The sequence below is a fragment of the Kitasatospora sp. NPDC059673 genome, assembly GCF_042734215.1.
In the GTDB taxonomy this organism is placed as follows: Bacteria; Actinomycetota; Actinomycetes; order Streptomycetales; family Streptomycetaceae; genus Kitasatospora.
In genome coordinates, this window is sequence record NZ_JBHWEN010000020.1 from 18,685 (window position 1) to 40,372 (window position 21,688).

At 73.6% G+C, this 21,688-nt stretch carries 21 protein-coding genes and 1 pseudogene; 15 read left to right on the top strand and 7 right to left on the bottom strand.

Going from position 1 to position 21,688, the window contains the following annotated elements; genetic code table 11:
- Positions 1-5: 5 nt before the first annotated feature.
- Entirely contained in the window at positions 6-1,088 is a 1,083-nt protein-coding gene (locus ACFV18_RS22790) for a pyridoxal-phosphate-dependent aminotransferase family protein (RefSeq protein ID WP_380485962.1), read from the bottom strand.
- A gap of 137 nt (positions 1,089-1,225) precedes the next feature.
- Between ACFV18_RS22790 and ACFV18_RS22795 the strand changes: the two genes are divergently transcribed.
- The 4 genes from ACFV18_RS22795 to ACFV18_RS22810 all read left to right on the top strand — a co-directional run bounded on the left by ACFV18_RS22795 (position 1,226) and on the right by ACFV18_RS22810 (position 6,623).
- Positions 1,226-2,311 carry an amidohydrolase family protein gene (locus ACFV18_RS22795; RefSeq protein WP_380485964.1) on the top strand — a complete coding sequence of 362 codons (1,086 nt, stop codon included), beginning with the start codon at positions 1,226-1,228 and terminating at the stop codon, positions 2,309-2,311.
- A 10-nt stretch (positions 2,312-2,321) separates the two neighbouring features.
- Positions 2,322-2,876, top strand: a complete 555-nt coding sequence (locus tag ACFV18_RS22800) for a hypothetical protein (protein WP_380485966.1) — start codon at positions 2,322-2,324, stop codon at positions 2,874-2,876.
- A gap of 35 nt (positions 2,877-2,911) precedes the next feature.
- Complete coding sequence (locus ACFV18_RS22805) at positions 2,912-3,589, top strand: uracil-DNA glycosylase (RefSeq protein WP_380485968.1); 678 nt, start codon at positions 2,912-2,914, stop codon at positions 3,587-3,589.
- A gap of 451 nt (positions 3,590-4,040) precedes the next feature.
- Positions 4,041-6,623 (top strand): SpoIIE family protein phosphatase, encoded by a 2,583-nt coding sequence (locus tag ACFV18_RS22810; protein WP_380486173.1) that lies wholly within the window; start codon positions 4,041-4,043, stop codon positions 6,621-6,623.
- A 77-nt stretch (positions 6,624-6,700) separates the two neighbouring features.
- On the opposite strand, the gene ACFV18_RS22815 is transcribed toward ACFV18_RS22810, so the two are convergent.
- Both ACFV18_RS22815 and ACFV18_RS22820 read right to left on the bottom strand, forming a co-directional pair.
- Positions 6,701-6,997, bottom strand: a complete 297-nt coding sequence (locus tag ACFV18_RS22815) for a hypothetical protein (protein WP_380485970.1) — start codon at positions 6,995-6,997, stop codon at positions 6,701-6,703.
- Positions 6,998-7,123: 126 nt separating this feature from the next.
- Positions 7,124-7,804 carry a hypothetical protein gene (locus ACFV18_RS22820; RefSeq protein WP_380485972.1) on the bottom strand — a complete coding sequence of 227 codons (681 nt, stop codon included), beginning with the start codon at positions 7,802-7,804 and terminating at the stop codon, positions 7,124-7,126.
- Between the two features lie 247 nt (positions 7,805-8,051).
- Here ACFV18_RS22820 and ACFV18_RS22825 point away from each other — a divergent pair, with 247 nt between their 5' ends.
- Positions 8,052-8,984, top strand: coding sequence for an SCO1860 family LAETG-anchored protein (locus tag ACFV18_RS22825; protein WP_380485974.1), 933 nt, complete (start codon positions 8,052-8,054; stop codon positions 8,982-8,984).
- Positions 8,985-9,168: 184 nt separating this feature from the next.
- Positions 9,169-10,191 (top strand): glutamine synthetase GlnII, encoded by a 1,023-nt coding sequence (glnII, locus tag ACFV18_RS22830; protein ID WP_380485976.1) that lies wholly within the window; start codon positions 9,169-9,171, stop codon positions 10,189-10,191.
- A 72-nt stretch (positions 10,192-10,263) separates the two neighbouring features.
- On the opposite strand, the gene ACFV18_RS22835 is transcribed toward glnII, so the two are convergent.
- Positions 10,264-11,028 carry a GNAT family N-acetyltransferase gene (locus tag ACFV18_RS22835; protein ID WP_380485977.1) on the bottom strand — a complete coding sequence of 255 codons (765 nt, stop codon included), beginning with the start codon at positions 11,026-11,028 and terminating at the stop codon, positions 10,264-10,266.
- An 86-nt stretch (positions 11,029-11,114) separates the two neighbouring features.
- Here ACFV18_RS22835 and ACFV18_RS22840 point away from each other — a divergent pair.
- The 4 genes and pseudogenes from ACFV18_RS22840 to ACFV18_RS22855 all read left to right on the top strand — a co-directional run bounded on the left by ACFV18_RS22840 (position 11,115) and on the right by ACFV18_RS22855 (position 14,713).
- Positions 11,115-12,040: pseudogene (locus ACFV18_RS22840) on the top strand (MerR family transcriptional regulator).
- Between the two features lie 128 nt (positions 12,041-12,168).
- Complete coding sequence (locus tag ACFV18_RS22845) at positions 12,169-13,332, top strand: M48 family metallopeptidase (protein ID WP_380485979.1); 1,164 nt, start codon at positions 12,169-12,171, stop codon at positions 13,330-13,332.
- A 74-nt stretch (positions 13,333-13,406) separates the two neighbouring features.
- Positions 13,407-13,940 (top strand): hypothetical protein, encoded by a 534-nt coding sequence (locus ACFV18_RS22850; RefSeq protein WP_380485981.1) that lies wholly within the window; start codon positions 13,407-13,409, stop codon positions 13,938-13,940.
- Positions 13,937-14,713, top strand: coding sequence for an MOSC domain-containing protein (locus ACFV18_RS22855; protein ID WP_380485982.1), 777 nt, complete (start codon positions 13,937-13,939; stop codon positions 14,711-14,713). The genes ACFV18_RS22850 and ACFV18_RS22855 overlap by 4 nt, the downstream gene beginning before the upstream one ends.
- A gap of 7 nt (positions 14,714-14,720) precedes the next feature.
- Here ACFV18_RS22855 and cobC read toward each other — a convergent pair whose 3' ends face one another.
- Together cobC and ACFV18_RS22865 are read right to left on the bottom strand one after the other, a co-directional pair.
- The gene (cobC, locus tag ACFV18_RS22860; RefSeq protein WP_380485984.1) at positions 14,721-15,761 is read right to left on the bottom strand and encodes an Rv2231c family pyridoxal phosphate-dependent protein CobC; all 1,041 of its coding nucleotides are present in this window, start codon (positions 15,759-15,761) and stop codon (positions 14,721-14,723) included.
- Positions 15,758-16,177, bottom strand: coding sequence for a cobalamin biosynthesis protein (locus ACFV18_RS22865; RefSeq protein WP_380485986.1), 420 nt, complete (start codon positions 16,175-16,177; stop codon positions 15,758-15,760). The genes cobC and ACFV18_RS22865 overlap by 4 nt, the downstream gene beginning before the upstream one ends.
- A 283-nt stretch (positions 16,178-16,460) precedes the next feature.
- Between ACFV18_RS22865 and ACFV18_RS22870 the strand changes: the two genes are divergently transcribed.
- The 5 genes from ACFV18_RS22870 (at position 16,461) to ACFV18_RS22890 (ending at position 20,972) form a co-directional block, all read left to right on the top strand.
- Entirely contained in the window at positions 16,461-17,351 is an 891-nt protein-coding gene (locus tag ACFV18_RS22870; RefSeq protein ID WP_380485987.1) for an alkaline phosphatase family protein, read from the top strand.
- A 6-nt stretch (positions 17,352-17,357) separates the two neighbouring features.
- Positions 17,358-18,683, top strand: a complete 1,326-nt coding sequence (locus tag ACFV18_RS22875) for an MFS transporter (protein ID WP_380485989.1) — start codon at positions 17,358-17,360, stop codon at positions 18,681-18,683.
- 165 nt (positions 18,684-18,848) lie between these two features.
- Entirely contained in the window at positions 18,849-19,931 is a 1,083-nt protein-coding gene (locus ACFV18_RS22880; RefSeq protein ID WP_380485991.1) for a TolB family protein, read from the top strand.
- 54 nt (positions 19,932-19,985) lie between these two features.
- Positions 19,986-20,585, top strand: coding sequence for a hypothetical protein (locus ACFV18_RS22885; RefSeq protein WP_380485992.1), 600 nt, complete (start codon positions 19,986-19,988; stop codon positions 20,583-20,585).
- 234 nt (positions 20,586-20,819) lie between these two features.
- Positions 20,820-20,972 carry a hypothetical protein gene (locus ACFV18_RS22890; protein ID WP_380485995.1) on the top strand — a complete coding sequence of 51 codons (153 nt, stop codon included), beginning with the start codon at positions 20,820-20,822 and terminating at the stop codon, positions 20,970-20,972.
- Positions 20,973-21,127: 155 nt separating this feature from the next.
- On the opposite strand, the gene ACFV18_RS22895 is transcribed toward ACFV18_RS22890, so the two are convergent.
- Positions 21,128-21,643 (bottom strand): GbsR/MarR family transcriptional regulator, encoded by a 516-nt coding sequence (locus tag ACFV18_RS22895; RefSeq protein ID WP_380485998.1) that lies wholly within the window; start codon positions 21,641-21,643, stop codon positions 21,128-21,130.
- Between the last annotated feature and the right edge of the window lie 45 nt (positions 21,644-21,688).

Sequence of the window (21,688 nt, forward strand, 5' to 3'; positions counted from 1 at the left end):
AGGCGTCAGATCGCCTGATCCCAGGCCTCGGTGGCCGCCGCCACCGCCGCCGCGGCGGAGACGTTGGTGGCCTGGGCGAGGGCTTCGAGGGCGGCGATGACCGTTTCGGGGGTGGCGGCCGGGCCGTAGTGGTTGAGGCGGAGCATGGTGGTGGCGAGCGGGCCGCCGCCGGCCTGGAGGGGCAACTGCGGGGCGTGCCGGCGGAGTTCGGCGGCGAGGTCGGTGGCGTTGAGGCCGTCGGCGGTGCGCAGGGTGGTGGCGACCGGGGCGGCGTGCTCGGCGAGGCGGACGAAGGGGGTGAGGGTGCCGAGGGCGATGGCGCCCGCGCGGGTGGCGGCGGCTGCGGCGCGGTGGCGGGCGATCACCGCGTCGAGGGTCTCGGCGGCGATCGCGTCCAGGCACTCCTCCAGCGCGAGCATCTCCAACTGGGCGGGGGCGTGCGGCAGTTGGGTGCGGCCGGCGTCGGTCCAGCGGGCCTTCCAGTCGAGCAGCGAGAGGTAGGAGCGGCGGGGCGCGGCCGGGTTGGCCTCGATCCGCTGCCAGGCCCGCTCGCTGACCGAGACGGCCGAGACGCCGGCCGGGCCGCCCATCGCCTTCTGGCCGCCGATCACGCACAGGTCGATGCCCCAGGCGTCGGTCAGCAGCGGCTCGGCGGCCACCGAGGCCACCGCGTCCAGCATCAGCAGCGCGCCGTGCTCGCGCACCACGGCGGCGATCTCGGCGACCGGGTTGGTGTTGCCGGTGGCGGCCTCGGCGTGCACCAGGGAGACGAAGCCGATCTCCGGGGCGGCGCGCAGCGCGTCCGCGACCTGCTCGGCGGTGACGGCGGCGTCGAACGGCGCGGCCAGGTCGATCACCTTGGCGCCCGCGTCGCGCAGCCAGCCGCCGAAGGTCTGGCCGTACGGGCCGGTGATCACGTTCAGCGCGGTCGAACCCGGGTGCGCCGCGCCCTTGATCGCCGCCTCCAGGGGCAGCAGCGCCTCGCCCTGGGTGACGATCACATCGGCCTCGGTGTGCAGCAGCGCCGCCACCTTGTCCTCGATCGCGGCGAACCGGTCGGCGGTCATCGGGGGAAGGTCGAGCAGCATGCGGGCAGGCCTTTCGGGCAACGGAGGGGTTCGCCGTGGCGGCACGAGGACCGCCGTGGCGGCACCGGGGCCGCCGTCGAACAGTGTGCCGCAGATCGCCCGGTGCCCCCGCACCGGTGCCGAGTACAGTGCCAGGCATGACAGACGGTGGGGTGCTGCACATCAAGGGCCGGGTACTGGTCGGGCCGGAGGACGTCCGGGACGAACTCTGGGCGGTGGACGGCCGGGTGACCTTCGAGCGGCCCGCGGCCGAACCCGCCGCCACCCTCACCGGCTGGGCGCTGCCCGGCCTGGTGGACGCCCACTGCCACGTCGGCCTGGACGCGCACGGCGCCGTCGACCGGGCCACCAGCGAGAAGCAGGCCCTCACCGACCGGGACGCCGGCACCCTGCTGATCCGCGACGCCGGTTCCGCCGCCGACACCCGGTGGATCGACGACCGCGCCGACCTGCCGAAGATCATCCGGGCCGGGCGGCACATCGCCCGCACCCGCCGCTACATCCGCAACTACGCGCACGAGATCGAGCCCGGCGACCTCGCCGCGTACGTCGCCGCCGAGGCCCGGCGCGGCGACGGCTGGGTCAAGCTGGTCGGCGACTGGATCGACCGCGGCGCCGGCGACCTCGCCGCCTGCTGGCCCGGCGACGCGCTCACCGAGGCGATCGCCGCCGCGCACGCCGAGGGTGCCCGCGTCACCGCGCACTGCTTCGCCACCGAATCGCTGCCCGACCTGCTGGCCGCCGGCATCGACTGCGTCGAGCACGCCACCGGCCTCACCGAGGAACTGATCCCCGCCTTCGCCGAACGCGGCGTGGCGATCGTCCCGACCCTGGTCAACATCGCCACCTTCCCGACCCTCGCGGACGGCGGCGAGAGCAAGTTCCCGCAGTGGTCCGCGCACATGCGCCGCCTGCACGAGAACCGCTACGCGACCGTCGCGGCCGCCCACGACGCCGGCATCCCGATCTACGTGGGCACCGACGCGGGCGGCTCGCTCGCCCACGGCCTGGTCGGCGAGGAGGCCCTGGAGCTGACCAGGGCCGGGCTCAGCCCCACCGAGGCCCTCGCCGCCGCCACCTGGTCCGCCCGCGAGTGGCTCGGCCGCCCCGGCCTCACCGAGGGCGCCCCCGCCGACCTGGTGGTCTACGACGCCGACCCGCGCGCGGACCTGCGGGTACTGGGCGCGCCGCGGCACATCGTGCTCAACGGTGCCGTGGTGTGACGTGGTGGTGATGCGCCAGCCCGAACGCGAGGCCTTCTGGGCGTCCCTGCCCGAGGGAATCCGGCAGCAGGTGGACGGCTACGTGCTCCAGGACAGCAGCATGGCGGCGATCAGCGTCCTGGTGGACGTGGGATTCCGCCGCTTCGGCGTCGGTGTCGGCGCCGCGCAGCTGATCGTCGGGGACCGCTACCGGCACTACGGCGACCGGGTCGCCCGGACCCCCGAGAGCCCAGTGGACCCCGAGTCCCTGTCCTGGCGGGCGGCAGGCATCTGTGACCGGATCCTGGTTGTCGAGGCGGTCTGGGACGGTGACACCGTGCACGACTGGGTCGTGCGGCTGCTGGCGATCGGCGAGGAGGCCGAGCACCAGCTCGCGTTCGTGGACTGGAGCACCGCCAAGCGCTACCTGGGCTCCGACGAGCGGATCGACGGGAGGCCGCACATCGCGGTGGCCGCGGAGCGGATCGGCGTCGCGGTGGCGCGGCAGCTCCGGGTGCCGTTCCACTTCGCCGGCCCCGACGAACCCGACGACGAGGCCCCGCGGTGGGTGCGCCCGACCTCGTGAACTGGCGTTGTCGGTGCGGCCGATAGGCTTTCGCCATGGCTGCTCGACCCTTGCACGAAATCGTTGAATCCGGCTGGGCCCAGGCCCTCGCGCCGGTCGCCCCGCAGGTCGCCGCGATGGGGGACTTCCTGCGCGGCGAACTCGCCGCCGGCCGCACCTACTTGCCGCCGGGCCCGCAGGTGCTGCGGGCGTTCCAGCAGCCGTTCGCGGACGTTCGGGTGCTGATCGTCGGCCAGGACCCGTACCCGACGCCGGGGCACGCCGTCGGCCTGAGCTTCTCGGTCGCGCCGGAGGTGCGTCCGATACCGCCGAGCCTGGTCAACATCTACCAGGAGTACAGCAACGACCTCGGCTTCCCGCCGCCGTCCAACGGCGACCTGACGCCGTGGGCGAACCAGGGCGTCCTGCTGCTCAACCGGGCGCTGACCACCCAGACCCGCAAGACCAACGGCCACCGCGGCAAGGGCTGGGAGGCCGTCACCGAGCAGGCCATCAAGGCCCTCGCCGGCCGCGGCGGCCCGCTGGTGGCGATCCTCTGGGGCCGCGACGCCCGCGAACTGCGGCCGTGGCTCGGCCAGGTGCCCAGCATCGAATCGCCGCACCCCAGCCCGTACTCCGCGTCCAGCGGCTTCTTCGGCTCCCGCCCGTTCAGCCGCGCCAACGACCTGCTGGTGCGCCAGGGCGGGCAGCCCGTGGACTGGCGGCTGCCGTAACGCTGAAGGGCTCCCCGTGTTCGGGAGAATTCAGCTGAGACCGTGGTGCGGTGTCGGTAGTCCGGGGCCCGGCCGCCGTATCCGCGCAGGCGAGGCGTACGCCCGGCCCAGCGATCATGCCCCGGGACGCCAGGGTGTGCGAAGTCGATGATCTGCCCGGGTGCGCCCATGGGGAACCCCGCCTGGATGGGGCGCGCGTCGCGTCCCGGGGCGGCACGCCGTCGGCCCGGGGCGCCTGCGTCCCGTCGGTGTCCGGCTGGCTCGGTCGTCACCGCGGGTGTAGGTGTGGGGTATGGCGCGGTTCGGTACCTGGCGAGCCGCCCTGTCGCGTGGCGGAGAGGCGGCTGCAGAACCGCAGTCGTCAGGTTCTGCAACTGATCGGGGCGGCTCCGGCCGGCGACGGCGCGCGGCGTTTCTCGTCCCGCGCAGCCTCGCGGGCCGGGTGTTCGTGATGCAGCTGGTGGTGGTGCTGCTGCTGGTCGTGACCGCCCTGGCGGAGCTGCTGGTCCAGGCACACGACGACATCAACGAAAGGGCCCGGAGCCGGGCGATGGCCGTCGCGCAGACCTTCGCCAACTCGGCCGGGGTGGTGCCCGCACTGGCCACCAGCAACCCGTCTGCGATCCTCGAGCCCAAGGCCCTGGCAGCATCGCAAGCCTTGGGCGACACGGGCATCCAGGTCATCGACGCGCAGTACGTCCGCGTGACCGACCGCTACCCGTACCGGGTCGGAACGAAGCTGGAGCCCAACATCCTGCCCACCCTGTCCCGCGACCATCCGAACTTCGCAATCGTGCACACCAGCGCCGGTGGGAAGCAGATGGTTGCCCGGGTCCCGGTCTACGACAACGGCCGGTTCGTCGGATGGGTGGCCGCGAGCACCCACATCAGCGACATCAACGGCGTCGTCGGCATGCGCGTGCGCGTCCTCAGCATTGGGGCTGCCGGTGCGCTGGCGGTGTCGGTGCTGGGGACGGCCCTGATCAGCCGGAGGCTCAGTCGGCAGACCCGGGGCCTGGGGCCGGCTGAGATGACCCGGATGTACGAGCACCACGACGCTGTGCTGCACGCGGTGCGCGAGGGCGTCGTGATCGTCGACGGCGAGGGCCGGGTGGTGCTCGCCAACGACGAGGCGCGGCGCCTGCTGGATCTGCCGCCCGACTGCGAGGGCCGCTTGGTGCGGGAGCTGGGTCTGGAGCCGCCGACGGCGGACCTGCTGGCCGGTGGCACCACGGTCAGCGACGAGGTGGTGGCAGCCGGAGAGCGGCTGCTGGCGGTGAACATTCGGCCGACCGGCCAGGTTGACGGCCCGCCCGGCAGCGTGGCCACCCTGCGTGACACCACGGAACTGCGCAGCCTGTCGGGACGGGCGGAGCAGGCACGCGGTCGCCTGCGCCTGGTGCACGACGCCAGCACCGCCATCGGGACAACCTTGGACGTGACCCGCACCGCCGAGGAGCTCACCGAGGCAGTCGTGCCCCGGTTCGCCGACTTCGTCACCGTCGACCTGGCCCCCGGAGTCGTAGCGGGCGAAGAGCCCACCGAGCGGGACTGCCGTGAGGTGGTCCGCGTTGCGCTCGGCGGCATCCGCGACGACGCCCCCTTCTTCCCGCTCGGCCGCACCATCGCCTTCGGCCGGGCCACTCCCCAGGGCTGGAGCCTGGGCACCGGACGCTCCAGGCTCGCACCCCGTCTCACCGACGACGCCGCGTGGCAGGAACAGGACCCGCCCGCCGCCCGCGCCCTGCTGGACTACGGCGTGCACTCGATGATCGCGGCCCCGCTGCTGGCCCGCGGCATCATGCTCGGGGTGGCCGAGTTCTGGCGCGCCGACACCACGGCACCCTTCGAGGAGGACGACCGCTCCGTTGCCGAGGATCTCACCGCGCACGCCGCCCTGTGCATCGACAACGCCCGCCGGTACACCCGCGAGCACACCCTCGCCGCCACCCTCCAACGCCGCCTGCTGCCCGGCGAATTGCTGCCGCAAGCCGCCCTGGAGGTCGCCCACCGCTACCAGCCCGCCCAGGAAGGAGCCGGCGGCGACTGGTACGACGTGATCCCGCTGCCCGGCACCCGGGCCGCCCTCGTCGTCGGTGACGTCGTCGGACACGGCATCCACGCCGCCGCGACCATGGGCCGCCTGCGCACCGCCGTCCACAACTTCTCCGCTCTCGACATCCCCCCGGACGAACTCCTCGGCCACCTCGACGAACTCGTCCAGCGCATCGACCGGGAAACCACCGACACAGAGGACACCATCACCGGCGCCACCTGCCTGTACGCCATCTACGACCCCACCGCCGGTCACTGCACGCTGGCCACCGCCGGCCATCCGCCGCCCGTCGTCGTCCACCCCGACGGCAGCGCCTACTACCCGGACATCCCCCAGGGGCATCCGCTCGGCCTGACCGCTCTGCCTTACGAGACCGCCCGGATCGACCTGCCGCCGGGCAGCCTCCTGGTCCTCTACACCGACGGACTCGTCGAGAGCCGCGAGCAGGGCATCGAGAGCGGCCTCCAGCTGCTGCGCGAGAGCGTGGCCCGCCCGCACCGCACCCCGGAAGAGACCTGCACCGCCATCCTGCGCCGCCTGCCGCCCGCCCACCAGAATGACGACGTCACCCTCCTGGTCGCCCGCACCCGCACCCTCAGCCCCGGCAACATCGCCGAGTGGGACGTCCCCCAGGACCCCGCCGCTGTCGGCCACGTGCGCGCGGCGGTCAACGACCAACTCGACGCCTGGGGCATCGAGGACGAAGCCTTCGCCACCGAACTCATCCTCAGCGAACTCGTCACCAATGCCGTCCGCTACGGCGCCCCGCCCATCCACGTGCGCCTGATCCGCGACGCCGCCCTCGTCTGCGAGGTCTCCGACGGCACCAGCACCGCACCCCACCTGCGCTACGCCGCCACCACCGACGAGGGCGGACGCGGACTCTTCCTCGTCGCCCAACTCGCCGACCGATGGGGCACCCGGTACACCGAAACCGGCAAGATCATCTGGAGTGAACAAGCACTTGACCAGCTATGAAGCCGTTGTCCGGGTGGGAAGCTGTGCGGCGCCCGCGGCACAAGGGTGGCCCGGGTTCGGGGCCCGGGCCGGTGGGGTCAGTGCTGGGCGACCTGGAAGCAGGCGACGTCGTACTGGGACGGGGCGCCCGCGTTGTTGTAGGCCGCGCCGCCGGTGCCGCCGTTCGTGCTGCCGAAGCCGGGCTCGTTGAAGACCGAGCCGGGTGAGGTACCGGAGTGTCCGGGGGCCCCGGCGCCGGTGCCGGGGGTCTCGAAGCTCTGGCAGGACTGGTTCGGCGGCCCGGTCCCGCTCGGATTTGCGGCCGCCATCGCGGTGGCCGCACCGCCGAGGCAGAGCAGGCCGGTGAGGAGCCCTGTCGCCACGATGCGCAGCATCTCTCCTCCTTCGGTGAAAACGCTCACGTGAAACCGGACGGCTTCACGTCCCCCCAGCCGTGAGTACGCACCGCGGCGGTCAAGTGTTCACCGCCGGTGCGGCCCGTCAAGGGTGCCCGTGGCGGGTCACCATGTGTCGGTGGTGCCGAGGGTGACGGTGGCGCCGCTGTCGGTGCCGGTCAGGTGCACGCACACCTCGTAGGCGTCCAGCAGGGAGCCGTGGGTCCGGCAGGCCGTCCAGCCGCCCTGCCCGTTCGGGGTCAGCGGCCAGCCGGTGGCCGTGAGGTGGCCGCGGACCTGGTCGAGGACCTGGGCGGGGTGCTGGCCGGAGGCGCCGCCCACGAGCAGGTCGTGTTCGCAGAAGTCCGCGGATCCGGTGCCGCAGCCGGAGCGTTCGGAGGTGATCAGGAGCCCGGCCGGCAGCGGGGCCATCTCCGATGCGGCCGGGATCTCGGCGGGCCGCCCGTTGTCGCGCAGGAACGAGCCGAACAGCCAGGTCGCCGCCCCGATCAGCAGCGCGCAGCCCACCATCCACGCGGCCGCGAACCCCCGGCGGTCGCCGCTCTCGCCCTTGTGCACGGGCCACACCAGGGCCAGACCCACCAGCGGCACCACGGCCAGGACGAATCCGGCGCCCACCAGGCTCGTCCAACGCACCTGCTGGGGCAGCCGGTTCAGCATTCCGGCCGCCGCGACCAGCGTCGCCGCCGCGAGCACCGCCGCGATCACCGGCCGGACCCGCCCCTTCGGCGCCGCGAGCAGCCAACAGCCGAGCGGCGCCGCCAACATGATCGTCCCCACCGTCATGGTGTTCACTCTGCCCGCCTCCCGCACCGGTGGGAAGGCTCCGATGAGTGCCGGAATCTCTTCGGAAACGGTCAGTCCGGATCGTCAACCTCACTCGAAGGAGTGAACTGACGCTCCGTGTTGCTGGGGTGACGCACGGTTCGAGAAGACTGGCGGCAGTCGAGAGCGCGAGCCCCCTTTCCGTGCCGGTGTGCCGGGTGAGGTCGCGGGTGCGCTCTGTCGTTCACCATGTGTGGGGGTTCCTGTCATGTCTGTTCTGCGCACGGTCGCCGTGTCCGCCCTGGCCGTCTCCGCGCTCGCGGTCGCGCTGCCGCTGCCGGCCCACGCCGCCGACGCGGGTACGCCCGCGAAGCCCGGGAAGGCGAGTGCGGTGACGGCCGAACTCGCCCTGAACGTCACGCTGTTGAACGCGGTGAAGGTGCCCGTCGAGGTGGCGCTGAACAAGGTGGAGTCGCCGGCCCAGCGGGACGGGGCGATGCTCACCGCGACCGTCGACGGAGTGGACAACGGGAAGCCGGTGAACCTGGTGAAGGCGCAGGTCGGCAAGTCCGTGACCAAGGCGGACGACAAGCTGGCCACCGCCTCGGTGCAGCTGGTCGGCGCGGACGTGCACGTCCCCGGTCTGCCGCTGACCACGCTGCTCGGGCTGGAGGCGATGAGCACCGAGGTCAGCTGCCCCGTGGACGGGCAGCCGACCGCCAAGGTGACCGCCCCGGTGAAGCTGACGGTGCTCGGGAAGTCGGTGACGGTGGGCCTCAACTCGCCCACCCACGTGGACGTTCCGGCGATCGGCTCGGTGGACGTCGAGTTCTCGAAGAAGACCGTCACCAGCAGCACCGCCGCCGCCTCCGCGCTGGAGGTCCAGGTGTCGATCAACCCGCTGAACCTGAACGTCGCCAAGGTGGACGGCAAGGTGACGGTCGCCGCGGTGTCCTGCGAGAAGCCGGTGGCGGCCGTCGCGCCCGCCGCCGCCACGTCCGGCGCGCCGAGCCCGTCCGGCTCCGCGCCCGGGACGGCGCAGAACCGCACGGCGCCGAAGGAGTCCGGCGAGGAGCTGGCGTTCACCGGTTCGACCGGCACCACCGCGATGGCCGCCGGCGGCTTCACCCTGCTGGTGGCCGGCGGGGCCGCCGTGTGGATGACCCGCCGCCGGCGCGCCGCGCACGCCCGTCACCGCTGAACCCGGGCCTCGGGCCCGTGGTGTGCTCACCCTCCGGGGCGGACCCTCCCCGAGGGTGAGCACACCGCTGCGGACCGTTGGTTCACATGGGCGTTACATAGGAGGAACAACCGGGAAACGGCGGTTTGCGAGGCTACCCAGGCACCCACCACCCGAGCAGTTCCGAGCAGTGAGGTTCACCGCGATGGCAATCAAGGCCGAGTACATCTGGATCGACGGCACCAAGCCGACCGCGAAGCTGCGCTCCAAGACTCGGGTCCTGCCGAACGCGGACAAGATCCCCACCTGGGGCTTCGACGGCTCCTCCACCAACCAGGCCGAGGGCCACGCCTCGGACCGCGTCCTCGACCCGGTGCGCGTCGTCAAGGACCCGATCCGCGGTGGCGAGCACATCCTGGTGCTGTGCGAGGTGCTGGAGACCAACGGCACCGCCCACGAGTCCAACAACCGCGCCCTGCTGCGCGAGGTCGCCGAGCGTTACGCCGACCAGGAGTCGATCTTCGGCATCGAGCAGGAGTACACCTTCTTCAAGGGCTCCCGCCCGCTCGGCTTCCCCGAGGGCGGCTACCCGGCCCCGCAGGGCGGCTACTACTGCGGCGTGGGTGCCGAGGAGGTCTTCGGCCGCGAGATCGTCGAGCTGCACCTCGACCGCTGCATCGACGCCGGCCTGGCGATCTGCGGCATCAACGCCGAGGTCATGCCCGGCCAGTGGGAGTTCCAGATCGGCCCGGTCGACGCGCTGACCGTCTCGGACGACCTGTGGATCGCCCGCTACCTGCTGTACCGCACCGCCGAGGAGTTCGGCATCGACGCCACCCTGGACGCCAAGCCGGCCCGTGGCGACTGGAACGGCGCGGGTGCCCACACCAACTTCTCCACCAAGGCGATGCGCGAGGGCTACGACGCCATCATCACCGCCTGCGAGTCGCTCGGCGCCTCCCAGGAGAAGGTGCTGGAGCACGTCAACCAGTACGGTGACGACATTCAGTCCCGCCTGACCGGCAAGCACGAGACCGCCCCGTGGAACGTCTACTCGTACGGCGTCTCCAACCGCGGCGCCTCGGTCCGCATCCCGTGGCAGGTCGAGGTGGAGCAGAAGGGCTACATCGAGGACCGTCGCCCGAACGCGAACATCGACCCGTACGTGGTCACCCGCCTGCTGATCAACACCTGCTGCGAGGCCCTGGAGAAGGCCGGCCAGGTCTGATCCGCCCCGCGTGACGGCGCCCGCCGAACCCCTGCTCGGGGGGATCGGCGGGCGCCGTCGTGTTGCTCGACGCTACATCCTGACGAAACCGTGGGTGCGGCCGACCGGCACGAAACCGCGGCGGGCGTACCAGTGCTGCGGCCAGTCCTCGGCGTCCGCGACCAGGAAACGCAGGCCGTCCGGGGACTGCTCGGCGGCCAGGTGCAGGGCGGTGGTCAGCACCCGGTCCGCGAGGCCGCGGCGCTGCCGGTGCTCCGCCGTCGCCAGGTCCTCGATCTGTGCGGTGCCCGACGCGTCCTGGTACAGGTCCACCCAGGAGCCGAACTCGCCGTCCTCGTCCCGCGCCGCCAGGATCAGCACCCGGCCCGCGCCGGCCTTGCGGGCCGTGCGCCGCGACACCAGCTGCTCGATCGCGTCGTCCGGGGCCCACGGCAGCCAGCTGCGCCACTGCCGGTCCAGCATCGGCGCCAGGTCGGCAAGTTCGACCTGGTCCGCGCCGCCGGGAGCGGGCACCGGCCCCTGGTGGACCATCACCACCTCGACCTCGTGCCGGTACCCGGCCGCGACCAGGCCCGGGGACAGTGCCTGCGCGGACGCGTCGTCGAACACCGCGATCCGCCGGTGCCCCAGATGCCCGAGCACCTCCTCGGCCAGCCCCGCCACGTCCACCCCGCTCGGCGGGGCGTCCAGGATCAGCTGGTTGTGCTCGTGCGAATGCCGGTACCTCTCGCTCAACACCGCGAACCCGCCCGGCAGTTCGACCACCTCGTCGGCCTGCCTGCGGGCGAACCCGCGACGGAACTCCAGTGCTGTCCGCAGACTCTCCTCGCCCACCATCCGGCCATCGTAGGCCGGACCGGTGGCTCCGGCCGAAGGGATATTCGGCTTGAGTCTCCCGTGGGGGGAGACCGCACAGTGGGGTCATGGACGGCGAGGAGCTCGTGACGATCGGGGCGTTGGCGCGGCGGACCGGGCTGACGGTCAAGACCATCAGGTTCTACTCGGACACCGGGCTGGTGCCGTCCACGGACCGCAGCCCGGCCGGGTACCGGCGGTACGGGGCACGGGCCGTGGCGCGGCTGGAACTGGTGCGCACCCTGCGCGAATTGGGGCTCGACCTGGGCACGATCCGCCGGGTGCTGGACCGGGAGACCGCGGTCGGCGAGGTGGCGCGGGCCCACGCGGACGCCCTGGACGTGCAGATCCGCGCCCTGCGGCTGCGCCGGGCGGTGCTCCACGCGGTCGCCGAACAGGGAAGCGAAGGAGAGGAGATCGCGTTGATGCACCGACTGGCGAGGCTGTCCGACGAGGAACGCCGCCGAATGTTCGAGGAGTTCGCCGACGACACCTTCGGCGCGGTGGACGCCAACCCCGAACTGGTGGAACTGCTCCGGACGACAGTGCCGGAACTTCCGGAGGAGCCGAGCGCCACGCAGCTGACCGCGTGGGCGGAGCTCGCCGAGCTGACCCGGGACGGGGAGTTCCGCGCCTCGCTGCGGCGGATGGCCACCTACCAGGCGGCGGAACGCGCCGCCGGCGACACCACGGGACTGCACCACGAGCTGACCGAGCAGGTCCGGGAGGCCGTCGGCGGCGCGCTCTCGGCCGGCCTCGAACCGGGCTCGGCGCAGGCCGCGTAGGTGGTGGCCGGGCTCACGGCCCGCTACGCGGAGGTGTTCGGACGGCCGGACGACGCCGCGCTGCGGGACTGGCTGCTGACCAGGCTGGAGGTGGCGGGCGACCCCCGGGCGGAGCGCTACTGGGAACTGCTCGCCCGGATCAACGGCCGGCCGGTGCCGCCGTCGCTGCCCCGGTGTTCGGCTGGCTCACGGCGGCACTGACGGCCTGACGGCCGGCCCTGTGGTCGGTGCGGGGTGGTGGCTGCGCGCAGAGGCCTGGCGGTGCGACGGCTTGCCCGGCGCAGGACGGCGCCGCACGCGGGGGTCTGACGGGGCGCCGGGTCACTACGCTGGAGGTATGGCCGACACCCCGCCCCCCGACCCGTCCGGCGACTTCACCCCGCAGGAGGTGGCTCGTGGGCGGGCGCTGCGGCGGGCGCAGTTGCCGTGGGCGCTCGGCGGTCAGCTCGCCTCGCTGGCGCTGTCGGCCGTGCTCGGGTTCACGGCGGCCGGGGCGGGGCTGGTGACGGCGGTCGGCGGCTGGTTCGGGGGCAGTTGGGCGGCCGAGGTGCTGGGCGGGAGCGCGGCGCTGGTGCTGCTCGGGCGGGCCGTGACGCTGCCGTTCTCGGCCAAGGTCCGGACGGCCCGGGCCCGGTTCGGCCTGGTCACCCAGGGCTGGAAGGGCTGGGCGGTGGACGCGGCGCGCGGCACGGCGGTGACCCTGGCGCTGTTCCTGCCGCTGACGCTCGGCCTGTACGCGCTGATCGGGCACTCGCCGACGGGCTGGTGGGTGCCGGGCGCGCTGGCGGCGGCGCTGCTGACGGTCGCGATGTCGTTCCTGCACCCGCTGGTGTTCGAGCCGCTGTTCAACCGTTTCTCCTCGATGCCGGAGGGCGAACTGCGCACCGCACTCCTGGAGTTGGCCCGCCGCGACGGCATCGCGGTGCGCGACGTGCTGGTCGCCGACGCGTCCCGCCGCACCACCGCGCTGAACGCGTACGTGTCCGGCTTCGGCCCGACCCGGCGGATCGTGGTCTACGACACCCTGCTGGAGACCGCCGACCCCCGCGAGATCGAACTCGTTGCCGCGCACGAACTCGGCCACGTCAAGCACCGCGACGTCGCCACCGGCACCGTCCTGGGCGCGCTCGGCGCGGCCGTCGTGGTGCCGGTCCTGGCCGCGCTCCTCGCCTGGCAGCCACTGCTGGACGCGGCGGGCGCCGCAAACCCGCAGGACCCGCGCTCCCTGCCGCTGCTCGCGGCCCTCGCCGCCCTGCTCGGCGCCGCCAGCGTCCCCGCCCAGTGCGCGGTCAGCCGCCGGATCGAGACCCGCGCCGACCGGCACGCCCTCGAACTCACCGGCGACACCGACCAGTTCATCGCCATGCAACGCCGCCTCGCAGTCGCCAACGTCTCCGACCCCAACCCCCCACGCGCCCTCGAACTCCTCCTCGCCACCCACCCCAGCGCCACCCGCCGCATCGCCGCCGCCCGCAACTGGCGGGCCGCGCGGGGCTCCTGAGCGAAAGTGGTGGCCGGGCGGGGCGGGGGCGGGGGAGAATCCGGCACCGAGTACCGCGTACCGAGGAGGGGCACATGGGGGACCGTCCGCTGCTGATGCTGGATGTTGACGGGCCGATAGCACCGTACGGGGGGTTTCGCCGGCCCAGGGGCTACCGGACGCACCGGGTGGAGTCGCAGATGTGGCGGCAGCGGCAGCTCGATCAGGGGGTGCGCAATCCGAAGCCGCTGCGGGTCTGGCTGCACCCCGAGCACGGGCCGGCGCTGCTGGCGCTGCCGTTCAGCCTGGTGTGGGCGACGGCGTGGCGGGCGGAGGCGGACGAGCATCTGGCGCCGCTGCTCGGGTTGCCCAAATTCCCGTACGTGAACTGGGAGTCGATGCACCACGGCGACCCGGACGGGCTGCACTGGAAGACCCGGCAGTTGGTGACCTGGGCCGATCAGCAGCCGTTCGCGTGGGTGGACGACGAGATCGAGCCGCAGGACACCGAGTGGATCGCCGCCAACCATCCGGGCCCGGCGCTCACCCTGAAGATCGACCACCGGTACGGGCTGCAGCCCGAGCACTTCGCCCAACTCCGGCGCTGGGCCGAGGAGATCGGCCGGTGAGGGTCGCCGCGCTGTACCGCCACCCCGTGAAGTCGATGCTCGGCGAGGAGATCGTCCGGGCCCGGATCGACGAACGCGGCGTCGAGGGCGACCGCCGCCGCGCCCTGCTGGACGTGACCACCGGCCGGATCGCCAGCGCCAAACAGCCGCGCACCTGGCGGCAGTTGCTGACGCTGAGCGCCGAGACCAAGGACGACGGTGTGCGGATCACCGGCCCCGACGGCGGCGAGCTGGACGAGGACGGGATCAGCGCGCTGTTGGGCCGCCCCGTCCGGCTGATCGACGAACGGCCGCCCGGATCGGTGCTGCTGCGCTCGCTGCCCGAACAGGTGCTGGCGGACGGCATCGAGGCCGAAGTGGAGTACACCGTCCAGGACTTCGGCAAGGCCGCCGCCCCGGGCAGCTTCTTCGACTTCGCCCCGCTGCACCTGGTCACCACCGCCACGCTGGCCGGCGCGCCGGCGGTTCGGTACCGCCCCAATCTGGTCCTGGAGACGGACGGGGCGCCGTTCGAGGAGAACGCCTGGGTCGGCCGCGAGCTCACCCTCGGCCCGGACCTGCGCCTGCGGCTGATCGCCGCCAGCCCCCGCTGCGCCGTCCCCACCCTCGCGCACGGCGCGCTGCCCGCCGATCCGGAGGCGCTGCGCCGTCCGGCCCGGCTCAACCGGGTCGAACCGCTGCCCGGCATGGGGCCGTTGCCGTGCCTGGGGGTGTACGCGCAGGTCCTCGCCCCCGGCACGGTGGAGGCCGGGGACCAGGTCGAGCTGCACTGACGCGGCGTCAGCCGTCGATCGCGGCCGCCAGGGCGGTGAGGAAGCGGTCGGTGGTGTCGCGGTCGCGGACGGCCAGGCGCAGCCAGTCGGGGCCGAGGCCGGGGAAGGTGTCGCCGCGGCGGACGGCGAAGCCGGCGGTGCGCAGGCGGTCGCGGACGGCGGCGGCGTCCGGGAGTTGGATCAGGACGAAGGAGGCCGCGGGGTCGCCGTGCACCCGGACGTCCGGGAGTGCGGCGAGGCCCTTCAGCAGGTGTTCGCGGTCCAGTGCGGTGGCGCGGGCGGCGGCGTCGGCCTCGGCGAGGGCGGCGGGGGCGGAACAGAGTTCGGCGGCGGCCAGCGCGGGAGTGGAGACCGGCCACAGCGGCTGCGCGGCGGCGAGGTCGGCGACCAGGTCGGCGGGGGCGAGCAGGTAGCCGATCCGCAGACCGGCCAGGCCCCAGGTCTTGGTGAGGCTGCGCAGCACCACCACCCGGCCGGGCAGGTCGCGGGCCCCGGCGAGGGTCTGGGTCTCGCCCGGGTCGGTGTCCATGAACGCCTCGTCGATCACCAGGGTCCGCCCGGGCCGGGCGAGTTCGGCGAGTGCGGCGGCCGGGTGCAGGATGGAGGTGGGGTTGGTGGGGTTGCCGACCACCACCAGATCGGCGTCCTCGGGAACCGCCCCGGGCAGCAGGCGGAAGCCCTGCTCCGGCGTGAGGAGGACCCGGTGGACGGCGTGCCCGGCGTCCCGCAGCGCCGCCTCCGGTTCGGTGAACTGCGGGTGCACCACCACCGCGCGGCGCGGCCGCAGCACCCGGGCGAGCAGCACGAACGCCTCGGCCGCGCCGGAGGTGAGCAGCACCTCGGCGACGGGGCGGCCGTGCCGGGCGGCGACGGCGGCGCGGGCCGCGGAGCCGTCCGGGTAGGCGGCCAGCGTGTCCAGGGTCGCGGCGAGGTGCGCGCGCAGCCACGGCGGCGGGGTGCCGGTGCGGACGTTCACCGCGAGGTCCACCAGGCCCGAGGAGCGGACTTCGGCGTCGCCGTGATGGCGCAGATCGGGCTCGGTGTTCACCTGGTGGCCTCCTGGGTGGGTGCGGCGAGGGCCGCGGTGGCGGTCGCGGTGGCGTGGCGGGGCGCCAGCAGGCGGCCGCCCGGTCCGGCCGAGGCCAGCGCGGCGGCCTCCGCGACGCTCGGGGTGCCGACCGCCGCCGCCACCCGGGCGGAGCCGGCGACCGGGACGGCGGCCAGCACGGCGGCGGGGTGGCCGATCAGGGGGACGCCCAACTCCCGTGCGGCGGCGCGCAGTCCGGGCTCGGCGAGCTTGCTGTCCAGGGTGGCGACCAGGGCGACGGCGGAGCGGTCGAGGCCGCGGGCGGCGAGTGCGGCGTCGGCGGTGCGGAGCAGTTCCGCGGCGGGGGTGCCGCGGCGCAGCCCGAGCCCGAGCACCACCCGGAGGGGGAGCGCGGGGGCGGACGGCCGGCTTGTCACGCCAGGCCCTCCCGTTCCTCGTTCCCCGTGCCGGTCGTGCGCGCCGGGCCGGAAAGATCCCACCATGTCGGTCCGAGGCGGGTCAATCGGGGCAGGTGTGAGCCGCGCCGCTCCGCTGGCCGAAAAGCACCGGGGCGGCCTTGTCGGCCGACCAAGCGTTCGCTTGTTCTTAACCTGTCAAAAGGCTCGTCGGCCACCGCCCCCGCCTAGGGTTTCCGGCGCTCCACCAAGCGTGCTCCAACCGCCCTGTCCCGCACGTTCCTTGCCCCGGAGGGACCTCGCCATGACTGCCGCACCGCTCAGCCGCCGCACCAAGCGCCGCCTGACCGCGCTCGGAAGCACCGTCGCTCTCGCCGCCGCCTCGCTCGGCCTGTGGGCCGCCACCGGCTCCACCGCACAGGCCGCCGCACTGCCCGCGCCCGACCACGTCGTCGTCGTGGTGATGGAGAACCACGCCTACAGCCAGGTGATCGGCAGCTCCAGCGCCCCGTACCTGAACGGCACCCTGGTGGCCGGCGGCGCCAACCTCACCCAGTCCTACGGCCTGACCCACCCGTCCGAGCCGAACTACTACATGCTGTTCTCCGGCTCCAACCAGGGTCGCACCGACGACAGTTGCGTCAGCGTCGGCTCGATGACCGCGCCCAACCTGGCCTCCGAGTTGATCACCGCCGGAAAGAGCTGGGGCTCCTACAACGAGACCCTGCCCAGCCAGGGCTCCACGGTCTGCTCCAGCGGCAAGTACGCGCAGAAGCACAACCCGTGGTTCGGCTTCTCCAACGTGCCGACCAACACCGCCTACACCTTCGCCCAGTTCCCCACCGACTACACCACGCTGCCGAAGGTCTCCTTCGTGGTGCCGAACCTGTGCAGCGACATGCACGACTGCTCGGTCTCCACCGGCGACACCTGGATCAAGAACAACCTCGGCGCGTACGCCACCTGGGCGCAGACCCACAACAGCCTGCTGGTGGTCACCTTCGACGAGGACAACAGCCTCTCCGGCAACCGCATCCCGACCGTGGTCTACGGCCAGCACGTGATCCCCCACTCCACCAGCTCCACCACCTACAACCACTACAACGTGCTGCGCACCCTGGAGGACCTGGCCGGCCTGAGCGCCCACGCGGGCAACGCCGCCTCCGCCTCCGACATCACCGGCATCTGGAACTGACGCCGGATGTACCTCGCGGACGCCCGCTCCACCAGGACCGACCGCGCCGTGCCCGTCACCGGCACCCTCCGCCGCGGCCTCCTCTGGGGCGCGGGGGCCCCCGCCCGGGCCCCCCCCCGGGGGCGGCGCGCCGCCGTCCCCGGCACCGTGCTCGCGCTCGGCGCCGTCAGCCTGGTCACCGACATCTCCTCCGAGATGGTCAGCGCGGTCCTGCCGCTGTACGTGGTCACCGCGCTCGGCCTGTCCCCGCTCGGCTTCGGCCTGCTCGACGGCATCAACAACGGCGTCGGCGCGCTGGTCCGGCTGCTCGGCGGCCACCTCGCCGACCGCAGCCCGCGCGGCCACAAGCTTGTCGCCGGGATCGGCTACGGCCTGTCCGCGCTGTGCAAGCCACTGCTGCTGCTGGTCCACACCGTGCCGCTGATCGGCGGCGTCCTCGCGATCGACCGCACCGGCAAGGGCCTGCGCACCGCACCCCGGGACGCGATGATCTCGCTGGCCACCGCGCCCGAGCACCGCGGCCGGGCGTTCGGCGTGCACCGGGCGATGGACACCACCGGCGCGCTGCTCGGCCCGCTGCTCGCCTTCGCGGTGCTGCGGATCGCCGACGACCGGGCCGAACGCGCCAGCTACAGCGCGGTGTTCACCGTCTCCGGCTGCGTCGCGGTGCTCGGCGTGCTGCTGCTGGTGCTGTTCGTGCCGGGCCGGACGACTCCGGTAGCCACCGGCCCGGGGCCGCGCCCCACCCTGCGGGACGCGCTCGCCCTGCTGCGCCGCCCCGCGCTGCGCCGGCTCACCCTGGCCGCCGTGCTGCTCGGCCTCACCACCGTCAGCGACTCCTTCCTGTACCTGCTGCTGCAACGCCGACTCGGCCTGCCCGCCCACCTGTTCCCGCTGCTGCCGCTCGGCACCGCCGCCGTCTTCCTGACCCTGGCCGTCCCGCTCGGGGTGATCGCCGACCGGATCGGCCGCCGCACCCTCTTCCTGGCCGGCCACGCCGTGCTGCTCGGCGGGTACGGCGTGGTGCTCTCCCCGCTGCGCGGCGCGGGCGCCGCCGTGTTGGTCCTGCTGCTGCACGGCACCTTCTACGCCGCCACCGACGGGGTGCTCGCCGCCGCCACCGCCGCGACCGTCCCCGACGGCCAACAGGGCGCCGGACAGGCCCTGGTCGGCACTGGCCAGGCGCTCGCCCGCTTCACCTGCTCGCTCGCCTTCGGCGCCGCCTGGACGCTGTGGGGCCCGCGCGCCGCCCTCACCGTCACCGCCCTGTCCCTGGCCGCCGCCGCCCTCGCGGCCACCCGCCTGCTCCGTCCGACCGCCACGACCGGCTGACGCGCCACGACCGGCCCATGAGCTGCGACCCGCGCACCCTCGCCCACGAACCCCCACCGACGAACTCCCGCCCACGAACCCCCGCCCGTAGGGCACGCGGCAAGGCTGCTCGCTCGGTTCGTCTCCTTCCTTCTCGCCCGTCAACTCGCCCGGAGGGCACCCCACATGACCGCTCCCGTTGTCGTCGAACCGGACTCCGAAGCGCCCGAACCCCCGGCAGGGGGCGCCTCGTTGCGGCGCAAGGTGGTGGTGCTGGCGGTCGCCGTGGTGCTGCTGGCCGGGGTCGGGACGTTCGCGGTCCGGTACGCCGCCGGCCGGGCGGACCGGCGCAACCAGGAGCAGGCCGGCGGGCCGCCGGTGCGCGCGGGCGCGGTGACGCTGGAGCCGACGGGACGTCAACTGCTGCTGCGCAACCTGGCCTGGGGCCCGCACCGGGACGAGGTTGCCGCGCTGCCCGCCGACCACCCGGACGGCGCCCGCACCGCGTCCGGCGTGAAGTGCCTGCGCTTCCACGCCGCCGCCGGCACCGGTATCTGCCTGCAGGCCGAGCACGGCGCGCTCGACGACACCTACCACGCGTCCGTACTCGACGCCTCGCTGCACGAGATCAAGCGCTTCCCCGCGCCCGGCATCCCCACCCGCGCCCGGGTCTCGCCGTCGGGACACCTGGCCGGCTGGACGGTGTTCGTCAGCGGCGACTCCTACGCGGGCACCAACTTCTCCACCCGCACCGCGATCGTCGACACCCGCAGCTGGCAGTTCTACGACAACCTGGAGACCTTCCAGGTGCTGAAGGACGGTCACCCCGTGCAGGCGTCCGACCTCAACGTCTGGGGCGTCACCTTCGCCGCCGACGACAACCGCTTCTATGCGACGGTCGCCACCGGCGGCCAGACCCACCTGGTGCAGGGCGACCTCGCCGCCCGCACCCTGACCACCCTGCACCAGAACGTCGAGTGCCCCGCGCTCTCCCCGGACGGCACCCGGGTCGCCTACAAGAAGCGGGTGGCCGGCGCCGACCCGGCCGCGCCGTGGCGGCTGTACATCCTCGACCTCGCCACCATGGCCGAGACCGCGACCGCCGAGCAGCGCAACATCGACGACCAGGCGCTCTGGTCCGACGGCCACACCCTGCTGTACTCGCTGCCCGGCGACTACGGCTCCGACCTGTGGACCGTCCCCGCCGACGGCACCGGCGCCCCGGCGGTGCTGGTGCACTCCGCCGTCGCCCCCGCGTATCTCGGCTGACAGCCCGCCCGGTCGCCGGTAACGTCCCGCGTCAAGATCGACACGAAGGACGCGATGAACGAGAAGACCGGCACCGGTCGGCCCTGGCGCGGGTCGCTGTACGCGCTGCTCACCCTGCTCTGCTGCGCGGTGCCGACCGGCCTGCTGACCTGGTGGTTCGGCGGCTCGGAGGGCGTCGAGCTGCTGCACACCGTCACGCCGACCGCGATGATCCTGGTGGTCGCGCTGAACTACCGCACCCCCGGCGGAGGAGTGGCGGCGTTCGTCGCCGGGGGACTGGCGCTCTGGCTGAGCTTGGTCGGGATGGCGGCGGTCCGGACCGCCGCGCTGGCCGAGAACGGGCAGCAGATCGTCGTCACCGTCACCGCCGTCCACCCGCGCAGCGGCACCCACCTCCCCTCCTGCGAGGTGAGCCGGCCCGACGGCACCGCCGTCCGCCACCCGGTGGCGGCGTGCGACCTCCGCGTCGGCGGTCAGCTGACGGTGACCGCCGACCCGACCGACCGGCAGGCCCCGATCCGGGAACCCCTCGACGCGGCCACCCCCGTGCACCGGACCGAGGGCGTGGGCGCCGCGCTGGTCGCGCTGCTGGTCTCCCTCCCGTTCTGGGCGGGCCGCCGCCCGCAGCGGCGCCCGGCGGTCGCAGCCGGGTAACCCGGCTGAGGGCGGCTTCCGGGCAGGAGTAGCGTCCCTCTTGATCCGAATGATCATCGGGACGGCGAGCGGACGGTCGCCGAGGTCATCGCCGTCACTCCGGGCGAGGGCAGGAAGAGCCGCCCGTCCTGTGAGCTGCGGGCCGCCGACGGCCGGGACCTCCAGGGCCGGCTCCGCTCGTCCGAATACCGGGTCGGTGACCGCCTCAGCGTCACCTTCGACCCGGCCGGGCGGGTGGAGTCGATCGCGGGCGCCCCCGACCCGGACGGCCGGGCGTTCACCACCGAGGTCCTGGGCGCCGTACTGGCCCTGCTGGCCCTGTCGATGCCGCTGTGGGGACGGCTGGGCCCGCGCCTGAAGCGAAGCCAGGAGACTGCTGCGGCCTGACCGTCCACACCGCGCCGACTGCGGAGCAACCTCCCCTCGTTCGAACGGTGAACGGGGGGAGTGGCGATGAGTGTGACGCCGATGGTGCTGCCGCTGTGGGCTTGCGGGGCCCGCGCATGCAGGAGCACCGGCAGTAGGCCGGGGCTGACGGTCCGTCACTCCCGGCGGTCGCGCCACCGCTGCAGCATCTCCTGGATCTCGACCCGCAGGAAGGCGAAGAACTCCAGGGACTCGGCGAGGCGTTGACCGGCCGGGGTGTCCGGGCCGAGTGCGTCGACGCCCTCGACCAGGCTGGACTCGAAGCGGGACAGCGTGTGGTCGCGGTTGGCGGTGGCCTCGTACCAGACGTGGTCGTGGACGCGGTAGCGGTCCCGGCGGGTGCCGGGCTCGCGCTCCCGGCTGACCAGGTCGACCTGGGTCAGGTAGCGGACGGCGCCGGAGACGGCGGCGGGGGAGATCTGGAGCAGTTCGCCCAGTTCGGCGGAGGTCAGCCGTCCGGAGTCGGCGGTCAGCAGGGCGGTGAACACCCGGGCCGACATCCGGGGGAACCCGGCGTCCGCGAGCACGGTGGCGAACCGTTCCACGAACTCCGACACCGCCGCCCGATCCCGCCGCGCGTCCACCGGATCCCGTCGCGCGTCCACGTCGCCCACCTCGCTCGCCTGCACCATCAGAACCCTCCCCGACACCGCCCGGGCGGGCGTCCGCCCACCTTC